General features: G+C 70.5%; 12 protein-coding genes. 4 read left to right on the top strand and 8 right to left on the bottom strand.

Going from position 1 to position 11,629, the window contains the following annotated elements; all coding sequences use genetic code 11:
- Positions 1-77 precede the first annotated feature (77 nt).
- Entirely contained in the window at positions 78-1,994 is a 1,917-nt protein-coding gene (locus tag ASG45_RS09195; protein WP_235561595.1) for an ABC transporter ATP-binding protein, read from the bottom strand.
- A gap of 232 nt (positions 1,995-2,226) precedes the next feature.
- Between ASG45_RS09195 and ASG45_RS09190 the strand changes: the two genes are divergently transcribed.
- Positions 2,227-3,708, top strand: a complete 1,482-nt coding sequence (locus tag ASG45_RS09190) for an MDR family MFS transporter (RefSeq protein WP_055836156.1) — start codon at positions 2,227-2,229, stop codon at positions 3,706-3,708.
- 149 nt (positions 3,709-3,857) lie between these two features.
- On the opposite strand, the gene ASG45_RS16190 is transcribed toward ASG45_RS09190, so the two are convergent.
- Positions 3,858-3,995 (bottom strand): hypothetical protein, encoded by a 138-nt coding sequence (locus tag ASG45_RS16190; RefSeq protein ID WP_156459416.1) that lies wholly within the window; start codon positions 3,993-3,995, stop codon positions 3,858-3,860.
- 169 nt (positions 3,996-4,164) lie between these two features.
- On the opposite strand from ASG45_RS16190, the gene ASG45_RS09185 reads away from it, so the two are divergent.
- A complete protein-coding gene (locus tag ASG45_RS09185) occupies positions 4,165-4,713 on the top strand; it encodes a type 1 glutamine amidotransferase domain-containing protein (protein ID WP_055836152.1) in 549 nt (182 codons plus the stop codon).
- Between the two features lie 155 nt (positions 4,714-4,868).
- On the opposite strand, the gene ASG45_RS09180 is transcribed toward ASG45_RS09185, so the two are convergent.
- Together ASG45_RS09180 and ASG45_RS09175 are read right to left on the bottom strand one after the other, a co-directional pair.
- On the bottom strand, positions 4,869-5,714 hold the full coding sequence (locus ASG45_RS09180; RefSeq protein WP_055836149.1) for a DNA-formamidopyrimidine glycosylase family protein: 846 nt from the start codon (positions 5,712-5,714) through the stop codon (positions 4,869-4,871).
- Between the two features lie 15 nt (positions 5,715-5,729).
- Positions 5,730-7,133 (bottom strand): flotillin family protein, encoded by a 1,404-nt coding sequence (locus ASG45_RS09175; RefSeq protein WP_055836146.1) that lies wholly within the window; start codon positions 7,131-7,133, stop codon positions 5,730-5,732.
- 173 nt (positions 7,134-7,306) lie between these two features.
- Here ASG45_RS09175 and ASG45_RS09170 point away from each other — a divergent pair, with 173 nt between their 5' ends.
- Complete coding sequence (locus tag ASG45_RS09170) at positions 7,307-7,714, top strand: hypothetical protein (protein WP_055836143.1); 408 nt, start codon at positions 7,307-7,309, stop codon at positions 7,712-7,714.
- A gap of 52 nt (positions 7,715-7,766) precedes the next feature.
- On the opposite strand, the gene ASG45_RS09165 is transcribed toward ASG45_RS09170, so the two are convergent.
- Both ASG45_RS09165 and ASG45_RS09160 read right to left on the bottom strand, forming a co-directional pair.
- Positions 7,767-8,735 (bottom strand): aldose 1-epimerase family protein, encoded by a 969-nt coding sequence (locus tag ASG45_RS09165; protein WP_055836140.1) that lies wholly within the window; start codon positions 8,733-8,735, stop codon positions 7,767-7,769.
- A 94-nt stretch (positions 8,736-8,829) separates the two neighbouring features.
- Positions 8,830-9,000: a CsbD family protein gene (locus tag ASG45_RS09160; protein ID WP_055836137.1), complete on the bottom strand. Its 171-nt coding sequence runs from the start codon at positions 8,998-9,000 to the stop codon at positions 8,830-8,832.
- 170 nt (positions 9,001-9,170) lie between these two features.
- Here ASG45_RS09160 and ASG45_RS09155 point away from each other — a divergent pair, with 170 nt between their 5' ends.
- Positions 9,171-10,496, top strand: coding sequence for a D-alanyl-D-alanine carboxypeptidase family protein (locus ASG45_RS09155; protein ID WP_235561594.1), 1,326 nt, complete (start codon positions 9,171-9,173; stop codon positions 10,494-10,496).
- 150 nt (positions 10,497-10,646) lie between these two features.
- Here ASG45_RS09155 and ASG45_RS09150 read toward each other — a convergent pair whose 3' ends face one another.
- Both ASG45_RS09150 and ASG45_RS09145 read right to left on the bottom strand, forming a co-directional pair.
- Positions 10,647-11,183, bottom strand: coding sequence for a hypothetical protein (locus ASG45_RS09150; protein ID WP_055836134.1), 537 nt, complete (start codon positions 11,181-11,183; stop codon positions 10,647-10,649).
- Positions 11,180-11,629, bottom strand: coding sequence for a hypothetical protein (locus ASG45_RS09145; protein WP_055836132.1), 450 nt, complete (start codon positions 11,627-11,629; stop codon positions 11,180-11,182). The genes ASG45_RS09150 and ASG45_RS09145 overlap by 4 nt, the downstream gene beginning before the upstream one ends.

Genomic DNA, 11,629 nt, shown 5'->3' with positions numbered 1-11,629 from the left:
GGCGACTCCGCCCGTCGAGCCGTCGGGCGTCACTTCACTCATCGCTGCGGCCGATCCCGACCCGCGACGACGGTCGTTCACTCCGGCGGTTCATCCGCCCGGCGGGAGGGCAGTGCCGCGCGGGCGAGGCCCGCCGCGTCGAGCTGCTCGTCGGCGAGGACGAACGAGGCGGCGAGCTGCTCGGCAGCGAGGCTGGAGTACAGCCCTCCCGCGGCGAGCAGTTCGGAGTGGGTCCCCGACTCCACGATGCGACCCGCGTCGACGACGTGGATCTGATCGGCGCTGATGACCGTCGACAGGCGGTGCGCGATCGACAGCGTCGTGCGCCCGTGCGAGGCGGTCTCGAGGGCCTCTTGCACGATGCGTTCCGACACGGTGTCGAGAGCACTCGTCGCCTCGTCGAGCAGCAGCACGGGAGGGTCTTTGAGCAGCACGCGCGCGATCGCGATGCGCTGCTTCTCTCCGCCCGAGAGGCGGTATCCGCGCTCGCCGACGACGGTGTCGTATCCGGCTTCGAAGCCGGCGATGACGTGATGGATGTTCGCGGCGCGGCAGGCGGCTTCGATCTCGTCGTCGGAGGCCTCGGGGCGGGCGTAGCGCAGGTTCTCGCGCACCGTCGCGTGGAACAGGTACGTCTCTTGCGACACGATGCCGATCTCGTCGACGATCGAGGCCCGATCGAGGTCGCGCACGTCGGCTCCCGAGAACAGCACCGCCCCGCCCGACGCTTCGTACATGCGCGGCGTCAGGTACAGGATCGTCGTCTTGCCCGCTCCCGAGGGGCCCACGAACGCCACGTGCTGCCCGGGTTCGACGGTGAACGAGACCCCGTCGAGCGTGGGCCGCGCGTTCGCGGGTGCGTCGGGGTAGCGGAACTCCACGTCGCGGAACTCCACCCGCCCGACCGGACCGGGCGCGGCCGAGACCGGCAGGGCGTCGGGGACGTCGACGATGGCCGGCCGCAGGTCGAGGTACTCGAAGATGCGGGCGAACAGCGCCGACGAGGTCTGCACATCGAGCGCCACGCGCATGAGCCCCATCAGCGGCATGAGCAGCCGCGCCTGCACGGTCGTGAAGGCCACGATGGTGCCGGCGGTGATGGCACCCGCGCCACCGGCGATGAGATACCCCGCGACGAGGTAGATCACGGCGGGGACGCTCGACATGATGACCTGGACCACCGCGAAGAAGCCCTGGCCGCTCATCGCGCGCCGCACCTGCAGGTGCACCTGGTTGTCGTTCTCGGCGTCGAAGCGCGCCGACTCGGTGCGCTGGCGGTTGAACGACTTCGACAGCAGGATGCCGGACACGCTCAACGTCTCTTGAGTGATCGCCGAGAGCTCCGACAGGGACTCCTGCGTCTCGCCCGCGATGCGCGCGCGCACCTGCCCCACCCGGCGCTGCACGAAGATGAGGAACGGCATGAGCGCGACGGCGATGAGGGTCAGTCGCCAATCGATGAGGATCATCGCCACGAGAGAGGCGATCACCGTCACCGCGTTGCCGAGGATGCTGGTGACCGTGTTGGTCAGCACGCCCGACACGCCGCCGACGTCGTTCTGCAGACGCGACTGGATGACGCCCGTCTTCGTGCGGGTGAAGAACCCGAGCTCCATCGACTGCAGGTGATCGAACAGGCGCGTGCGCAGATCGCCCGTCACGCGGTTGCCCACGGTCGCCGTGAACCACGTCTGCCCCACGTTCAGCCCCGCCGACACGAGGAACAGCACCATCATGATGCTGACCAGCACGGCGAGCAGCTGCAGATCGGGGCGCGACCCGTCGATCGGGAAGAGCGCGTCGTCGAAGATGCGTTGCACCAGCAGCGGCGGAATGACCGCGATCGCGGCCCCCACCACCACGAGCACCGCCGTCATGACGATGCGACCGCGATAGGGCCGGAACAGGTCGACGACCCGTCGTCCGAGGTTCGCGACGCGCGGTGCCTGGGAGTTGCGTCGGCGCTGTTCGGCGGCGTCCACGCCGCGGAACATGCTTCCGCCTACTCCACCCGGGGTCATGCGGGCCAGCCTACGTCCGACCGCCGACACCGGCTCCCGCCCGGGCACCGCGGAGGGCGGCCGCGAGACCCCGACCCGCGCTTCCCCGACATCGTCCCGGCCAATTTCTCTCGACGTCGGAATATCCCGCCGGCCGCCGCCGTTCGGTCTGAGGCACGTCGCCTCTCCGGCGCCACGAAGCCCCCCGCACGAAAAGGACCTCGTCATGGCTGCCACCGGCACCCCCGTCGCTTCCCCGCCCGCCACCGCCTCGGGCGTGACCACCGAGCAGAGCCGCGTCATCTGGCTGCTGCTCACCGCCGCGTTCGTCGCAATCCTCAACGAGACGACGATGAACGTCGCGATCCCGTTCCTCATCCGCGACCTGGGCATCACGGCCGTCGCCGCGCAGTGGCTGACCACCGCGTTCATGCTGACGATGGCCGTCGTCATCCCGATCACGGGCTTCCTGCTGCAGCGCTTCACCACGCGTCAGGTCTTCATCGCGGCGATGTCGCTGTTCTCGACCGGTACGCTCGTGGCCTTCCTCGCCCCCGGCTTCGAGGTTCTCGTCGTCGCCCGCGTCATCCAGGCCTCGGGGACCGCCATCATGATGCCGTTGCTGATGACGACCATCATGACGATCGTGCCGCCGCAGCAGCGCGGTCGCATGATGGGGCGCGTCAGCATCGTCATGGCGCTCGCCCCCGCGATCGGCCCGACCATGTCGGGGCTCGTGCTGCAGTCGCTCGGGTGGCACTGGATCTTCGGCATCGTGCTGCCCATCGCCCTGGTCGCCCTCTTCGTGGGCGCCCGCTGGATCCACAACCTCGGCGAGACCCGCAACGCCCCCATCGACATCCCGTCGGTGGTGCTCTCGGCGCTCGGCTTCGGCGGCCTCGTGTTCGGCCTCAGCCAGATCGGCGGCGGCCACGGTTCCGACCCGGATGCCGCGTCGACCTCGCTCGTGACCCTGATCGCCTCGCTCGCGGTGGGTGTGATCGGACTGGGCCTCTTCGTCTGGCGTCAGACACGGCTCCAGCGCAGCGACAGCGCCCTGCTCGACCTGCGCGTGTTCCGCTCCCGCAACTTCACCCTCTCGGTGGCGCAGCTCGGCGTGATGTCGATGGCGTTCTTCGGCGCGATCACGCTGCTGCCCCTCTACCTGCAGACGGTGCTCGAGAAGACGCCCCTCGAGACGGGCCTGGCCGTGCTGCCCGGCTCTCTCGCGATGGGCCTCGCGGGTCCCGTGATCGGGCGCATCTACGACCGCTTCGGCACGCAGGTGCTGCTCGTGCCGGGCGCCGTGATCACCAGCGGCTCGCTGTGGTTCTACACGACCGTCGGCACCGACACCCCGTTCGCGCTGCTCATCGCGGTGCAGACCGTCATGATGATCGGTCTCGCGCTGTCGTTCACGCCGCTGTTCACGGCATCCCTCGGTTCGCTCGAGCCCCGGTTCTACTCGTACGGCTCCGCCGTCGTGGGAACCGTGCAGCAGGTCGCCGGCGCCGCCGGTATCGCTCTGCTGGTCACGCTGATGTCGTCGGTCTCGGCCGCGGCGGGCGGGGGCCTCGAGGCCGGAGCCGCGGGAACGCGGGCCGCGTTCCTCGTCGCCGCGATCATCTCGGTGCCCCTGATCGTGGGGGCGTTCCTCATTCGCAAGCCCGCCGATCAGCCCGAGGGCGCGGCGCCGATCGCGCACTGAAACGCGCAACGCTGACCGCGCGCGGCGGTGTCGACGCGCGGCGAGGCGCAGTGACGACAGCGCCGGGACGCACGTCCCGGAGTACAGGTCAGATCACGGTGCGCCGGACGACACGACCACGACGGGCCGGGCGCGCCGGGGGTGCAGGCTCAGAGCGAGCAGGAACCGCCGCCGCAGCACTGCGACGCCGCGGGGCGAGACTCGTCCTTCTCTTCGACGGGAGCGTTCAGAAGCGTGATCAGCGGCTTCGATGCAGAAGTCGTCTCAGACGTGGTGTCAGCGGACATGCGCTCCATGCTACGCCCGCGCAGGACTCCGGCGGGCCGCCGACGCAACCGGGCGATCGAGGCACGTCACCGCTAACGCCGGGGCGCGGCATCCGCAACCCCCGCCCCCGTCCGCGCGGCGGTTTCTAGCGTGGAAGGCGTTCCTAATCGAGAAAGAGAGAGTCGCACCATGACCGATCTCACCGGCAAGCGCATCGCCTTCCTGCTCACCGACGGATTCGAAGACAGCGAGCTCACGAGCCCGTGGGAGGCCGTCACCTCCGCGGGCGCCGAAGCCGTGCTCGTCTCGCCCGCCGACGGCAGCATCACCGGCGAGAAGGGGCACCAGCAGCCCGTCGACCTCGCCGTGGGCTCGGCCTCGGCAGCCGACTTCGATGCCCTCGTGCTTCCCGGCGGCGTGCAGAACGCCGACGACATCCGCATCGTCCAGGATGCCGTGTCCTTCACGCGCGATTTCTTCGACCAGCACAAGCCGGTCGCCGTCATCTGCCACGGGGGCTGGATCCTCACCGAGGCCGACGTGCTGAAGGGCCGCACCCTCACCAGCTACCCGACCTTGAAGACCGACCTGCGAAACGCCGGAGCCACGTGGGTCGACGAGGAAGTGCACGTCGACCAGGGGCTCGTCTCGAGCCGCAACCCCGACGACCTGCCCGCGTTCAATGCGAAGCTCGTCGAAGAGGTCGCCGAGGGGAAGCACTCCGGCCAGACGGCCTGAGCGTCTTCGTCGGCAACGGCCCCGGGCTTCGGCTCGGGGCCGTCGTCGTTTCGGCCGAGCGGGCGTTGGTGGGGCGATGGTCCGACTGGTTTCCCACGGACACTCCTCGGTCCCGCGACCACCCGACGCGACCAGCGCACGAGGCGAGCGGCCGATCAGCCCGGCAGCACCTGGCACGACGGGCAGTACTGCCCGCCGCCCTTCGTGCCGGGGATGTCCTCGATCACACCGCCGCAGTCGGGGCAGGGCTCGCCCGTGCGACCGTGCACCGCCATGGCCGCCACCTTGGCGGCCTTCTGCTGGGCGATGGGGACGCCCCGCCGCGCCAGCACGGCGGCGGTCAGCGTGTCGTGCAGCGCCGCGTGCAACCGCGAGACGTCGTCGCTCGAGAGGCTCGACGCGTGCGCGACGGGCGACAGCCGGGCGGCGAAGAGGATCTCGTCGGAGTACGCGTTGCCGATGCCGGCGAGCGACTCCTGCTCCTGCAGCAGCGCTTTGAGCTGTTTGCGCCGTCCGCCGAGAGCGTGCGCCAGCGCCTCGCGTGAGAACGCGGGGTCGGCGGCATCGGGTCCGAGCTTCGCGACCGATGGAACCTCGTTCGCCGTATCGACGACGTGCAGCTGCACCGAGAGCCAGTCCCCCGCGTCGGTGATCCCCAGGATGCCGTCGTCGAGCACGAGGCGCGCGATCACCGCCGCCGGTGCGACGGCATCCACCGAACCGGAGCCGGGCTCGGCGTCGGACTCCGCGCCCGCGTCCGTCCACGTCGCCCACCCGGCCCGACCGAAGCCCACGCCGAGGTGCACGCCGTCGAGATCGAGGTCGAGGTGCTTGCCGTGCCGGGTCACCCCGGTCACGGTGCGCCCCACGAGCTCGTCGAGCGGCCGCGGCCGTGTCTTGAGCGCGCGCCCCTCGACGAGCTCGACGTCGCGCACCACGTGCCCGCCGAGGCGCTCACGCAGGAACAGCGTGAGCGCCTCGACTTCGGGGGCTTCGGGCATGGAACGACCCCGCGCTCAGGCCCCGGGCTCGGGGGCCGTGGGCGTCGTCGCCGGGGCGGGAGCAGCCGCAGCGGTGGTCGGGTGCTGCGCGTTCGCGAACGCGTCGGCCATCGCACGGCCCTGAATGATCTGCGTCAGGTCGATGCCGGTCGCCGCGCGCACGGCCTCGAACGACGAGCGCAGGCCCGTCGCCGATTCCGCAGCGAGGTGTCCGCTGGCACCCTCTCCGCCGAGCACCGTGATGGAGCCGACGCGATCGAACCCCTTCGCGAACTCGGTCATCATCGGCACGAGCGCCTCGAGGGCACGCTGCGCGAGCAGAGCCTCCTGGTTGTGCGCCAGGGCCTCGGCCTCGGCGCGGATCGCCTCGGCGCGGGCCTCACCGGCCAGGCGCACCGACTGCGCGTCGGCCTCGGCGCGCACGCGCACGGCCGCGGCCTCTTGCTCGGCGATCTGCGCGCGGGCCTGCGCGGCCTTGATCTGCGCGTACGAGTCGGCGTCGGCGTTCTTCTGACGCTGGTACAGGTCGGCGTCGGCGACGCGGTTGACCTCGGACTCCAGGCGCGCCTCGGTGTTCTGCGCCTCCTGCTCGAGCACGGCCTGGCGGCGTTCGGCGCGCGCGAGGGCCTCGGCCTGCTCGGCCTCGGCGTTGGCACGGCCGACCTCGGCCTTGGCCGCGGCGCTGTTCTTGTCGAGCGCGGTCTGCTCGATCAGGTTGGCCTCGTCGGTGGCGATCTGGCGCGCACGGATCTCGCGCACGGCGTTGATGCGGGCGACCTCGGCCTCGCGCTTGACGCGCTCGACCTCGGTGGCACCGAGCGCCGAGATGTAGCCGTTCAGGTCGGTGATGCCCTGGATCTGGAACGAGTCGAGGATGAGCCCCTGCGACGAGAGGTCCTGCTTGATGCCTTCGGCGATCTGGTCCGACAGCCGCTGGCGGTCCCGCATGAGCTCTTCGACGGTCAGGGTCGCGACCACTCCGCGCAGCGCACCCTCGAGCTGCTCGGTGGTGAACTGCTCGATCGCCTTGTCCTGCGAGGCGAAGCGCTCGGCCGCACGACGCACGGATTCGGGGTCGGAGCCGATCTTCACCAGCGCGACACCGCTGACGTTCACGGTGACGCCCGTCGACGACTGCGCCGTGGGCTCCATCTTGATCTGGCGGGCACGGAGCGAGATCATCTCGCCGCGCTGGGTGAGCGGGTTGACGATCGCGCCACCGCCGGTGATGACGGTGATCCGCGACGAGTTGCCGTCAGAGCTTTTCTGGCGCTTACCGACGATGACCAGGGCTTCGTCGGCCTTGGCGACGCGGTACCAGCCGCGGATGATGAGCGAGAGGACCAGGAGGACGACGACCGCCACCACCACGACGATGGCGACGATGACTCCGACGGCTCCCAATGCGGCGAGTTCCATGCTTCTCCTTCGACAGGCGCCGAAAGACCGACGCGGGGGAATTGTCTCCAACCTATCCGGGGGGCCGCAGGCGGTGTCCACCCCTTCTGCGCACGAATCCCGTCGCCGGTCGGGTGGGGAGGAGCGTACCGTTGAGGGTGAGGCGGCCCGAACCGCCGAAAGAAGGGTCCCCCATGAAGATCGTTTCGTCGCAGGACTGGCGGGATGCCATCCGCTTCGACGCCCCTGTCCTCGTCGCCGACGTCGTCCCCGGCGACGCCACCCGCTGCGTCGCCTGTGGAACCGACGGCCGCCTGTACGAGCGCACCGAGCTGTGGGCCGTCAAGCATCGCCACCCCAAGCACCACGACGGATTCGTCCGCTTCTACTGCGAGGAGCACACGCCGGCCGCTGCTCCCCCGCCCCCGGCGCCCGTCGAGCTGAAGCGCACCCGCGCGGCCGCTCCTCGTGCCGAGCGCCGCACGCCCAGCTCCAAGCCCACGCCGATCACCGACCGGCCCGTGCGCACGATGTGCCCCGACTGCTTCGTCGAGGTGTCGGTCGGCGGCGACTGCGGAATGTGCGGAGCCCAGGTCGTCTGACCCTCGCAGACAACGAACCGCCCCGCCGCTTCCGCGACGGGGCGGTCGTGCGTCAGAGCGCCGAGATCGTCCAGCTCGCCTCGTGCGACGCTCCCGGGGCGAGGGCGACCACCCCGGTGTCGAAGTCGTAGGCGTCGTCGTTGAACGCGTCGGGCGCGCAGGTCATGGGCTCCACTGCGAGTCCCGCGCGGTGCCCGGGCGTTCCGGGGCCGGCAGGCAGGTCGGCGGTGTGGATCTGCACCCAGGCGCACGCGGCGTCCCAGCTCATGGCCACTCCCGTGCCCGACGGATCGGTGAGGGTCACCGTCGCCCGTGAACCGGCATCCCGCACCAGGTCCGTGTACGCGTGGTCGATCTCGACCGCGCCGAGCACGCGGGGCGCGCGGAAGTCGAAGCGTTCGGCGTCGCCGGCGACGGATGCCAGCGCCACGGGTGCGAGTCGGTCCGGCGTCACCTCGAGCACGGTGTCGGCCGGCAGTCCCAGGGTCCAGGCGTCCAGCGGCGCGGAGCCGGCGACGAGGTAGGGGTGGGGACCGGTCCCCCACGGCGCCGGGGTGTCGGCGAGGTTCGTGGCGCGCACGGTCTGGGTCAGGCCGTCGTCGCCGAGGCGGTAGGTGGTCGAGACGACGAGCCACCACGGGTACCCGGCCTGCGCCGGCACGGCCGCCGTCAGCGTGACGGCGTCGGCGGTGGCATCCGAGACGTTCCAGCTGACCCACGACAACAGGCCGTGCAGGGCGTGACCGCGATCGGGTTCGGTGAGGGCGAGCTGGTGCTCGGCTCCTCCGAAGCGATGAATTCCGTCGACGATCCGGTTCGGCCACGGGGCGAGGGTCGTCCCGCGGTAGGCGGGGCGCAACTCGTCGGCGTCGAACGGCACGACGAGATCGCGCCCCTCGTGGGTCAGGGAGCGCAGCGAGGCGCCGACACTGGCGATCGCGGCCTCGTAGCCGTGGGCGCGCAGGACGACGGGGGTGCCCGAGACGACGGTGGGGGTCTCGGTGGGAGCGGCATCGGTCATCCCGCCATTATCCCGGCCCGCCGCGTCGACTCCCGCACCGCGGAGCGACGAATGCCCCGATCCGCGCGGGACCGGGGCATTCGGGGAGGGCGACTTACTTGAAGGCGTCCTTGACGTTTTCGCCAGCCTTCTTGACGTTGGCCTTGCTCTGATCGGCCTGGCCCTCGGCTTCGAGGCGCTCGTTGTCGGTCGCCTTACCGAAAGCTTCCTTGGCCTTGCCGGTGATGTCCTCTGCGGCGTTCTTGATCTTGTCGTCGAGTCCCATGTCGGCTCCTCCCATTAGGTATGCGGGTAATTCCCGTTGCCATCACGGTAGATCGCCGTCCTTTCGGGCTCGGGGGGCTTGAAATTCGTCGCGACCTGAGCAAGCCGACCGGGTTAGGTTCGAAGCGTGCGCCCTGACCCTCGCCTCATCCCGTCGATCCAGGTTGCGCCGTGAGCGCGTCGTCCGGCCCGGGAACGCTCGACGACCTCGTCGACCTTCTCGACGAGTCGCCCGGCGCGCAGCGCGGGAGTGGACGAGCCGGTCGGATCGCCCTCGTCACGTTCGTCGTCGTGGTTCTGATGGTGCTCGCCGGCGGCGGCGGATACATGTGGTGGGCGTCCTCCGCCGCCCTCCCCGCACCGACCGTCACCTCGGAGGCGTCGGCCGTCGCGCCCGGCGCGCCCGCGGCGATCGCCCTTCCCGCCGAGGGGGCCATGCTCGTGAGCGTGGCGGGCGGAGAGGATTACCTCGGGCCCGATGCCGCTGGCGCCTTCGCTTCGTCGGGCGGCAACGATCCGCGGCCCCTCGCGAGCGTCACGAAGCTCATCACGGCGATGGTCGTGCTCGATGCGCACCCGCTCGACGGGCCGAATGACCCCGGACCGACCATCTCGTTCACCAAGGCCGACACCGATCTCTACGACCAGTTCTACGTGCAGGGCGTCACGATCGCCCGCATGCCCGATGGCACGTCGATGTCGCAGCGCGACGCGATGGCGACGATGCTGCTGCCGTCCGCGAGCAACTACGCCGTGGCCCTGGCCCGCTGGGGCTTCGGCTCGGAGGGCGCTTTCGTGCAGGCGGCCCGGTCGTGGCTGAGCGCGAAAGGGCTGAACGACACCCGGATCGTGGATGCCACGGGCGTCGACGAACGCAACAGCAGCACGCCCGGTGACCTCGTCGCCCTGGGCCGCCTCGCCGCCGCCGATCCGGTGATCGCGACCCTCACCGCCACCCGCTCGATCAGCGTCGTCGGTCCGGGAACGGTCACGAACACCAACGACCTGCTCGGAACGCTCGGCGTCAACGGGCTGAAGACCGGCAACCTCGGCGACGGCCTGTTCAACCTGCTGTTCACGTCGACCCTCGACGTGGGCGTCAGTGGACCGTTGAAGATCACGGGAGTGCGCATGGGCGGGGCCACGCACGACAGCACCGACGCCGACGTGCGCGCGCTGCTGCAGAGCATCGAAGACGGGTTCCACGATGTCTCCGTCGGCCGGTTGGGCGATGAGGTCGGCACGATCACCACGCCGTGGGGGTCCACGGCCACCATCGTGCTCGCCAAGAACGCCGCATTGCGCACCTGGTCGGACACCCCCGTCGCCGCCTCGCTCGTCACCGTCGCTCCGCGCAGCTACGCCGACGGCGAGGTCGTCGGCACCGTCACCTGGACCGCCGGCCCGAACACGGCAAGCGCCGACGTGAAGATCTCCGGCACCATCGAGGAGCCCACGCTCTGGTGGCGGCTGACCCACCCGGGCGACCTGGGCTGAGGGGCCGGGGCTTCCGGCATCCCGGGTCCGCGGCCGCGGTCGTCCCCGTCTGAGGTCGCGCCCCGAGGGAGTCGAGTCCGGCTGCTCTTGGTGTGACCGCGGTGTCGAGGGTGGGGGCCCCGACGAACCCCGAGGCACAGCGCGGCGCGCCTAGGAAGTGTGCGACCCCCGGAGCGCGTCCTCGATGACACGGGCATCGACATCGAGGGAGTCGGCCGCGATCGAACGGCGACGTCGCTTGCCTCCGTCGTGACGGGTGAACTCGACGCGCGCCTTCTGCAGACCGGACGCACGGACGATCTCGACGCTCGTCCCCTCCCGCGGCCACTCCTCCGCACGAAGGCGAGGCGCCAGCGCCGACGGCCGCTCGATGGCCGGAAAAAACACGGAGGTGGGGGTGATCGTGACGGCGACCTCGGGCAGGCGCGGACGCCGCCGCAGCTGCCGCACTCCCAGCACGATCAGCACGAGGGGAACGACGAGGAGCGCACCCACGACGAGGAAGAAGGAGACGTCGACGCCGGCACGCGCCGCGGCGATGAACGGCACCAGCACCAGTACTCCGAGCAACGTCCCGAGGATCAGCATCAGGGTGCCCTGCGTGCGCACGAGCTTGCGGAGGGTCTGCTCGACGGCCGTTCTGTCGGCCTCGTCATACCGCACGACCACCGTCGCGTCGGGGGTCATCGGTCGTCCTCAGCGGGGTCGTCGCTCCCATCGTCGGAGTCGTGCACGTAGGTCCAGCCGTTGAGCTCCTCCTCGCGAATGGAGTCCGCCGCGAGGGTCGCCCGACGCATGACATCGGCGGCGTCGGACGCCGCCTGCTCCTCCGACACGGGTGCCGCTTGTTGCCGCGCCCTGTCCACAGCGTCGTCGAGTGCCCGGCGTTGCTGCTCATCGAGCGCCGGCGGCTCCGCGAGAACCTGCATCTGAGACCCGAAAGCCTCGCGCCACTGTGGGTCCGCCAGCAAGGTACGCAGCGGTCGCTTTCCGCTCGCGACGAGGCGCAAGCGGCTGGCGTAAGCCTCGTCGTCCGTCGTGGCGGCGAGTTCCAAGAGCCTCGTCTTCAGGTTCAGGGCGAAGTCGTCACCCGTGGTGCGCAACAGCGCAGCGGACACGTCGGGTCGGTCCAT

This window comes from Microbacterium sp. Leaf436, from assembly GCF_001424715.1.
In the GTDB taxonomy this organism is placed as follows: Bacteria; Actinomycetota; Actinomycetes; order Actinomycetales; family Microbacteriaceae; genus Microbacterium.
Note: the sequence above shows the minus strand (reverse complement) of the source record. Positions and strands in the feature narration are given on the sequence as shown.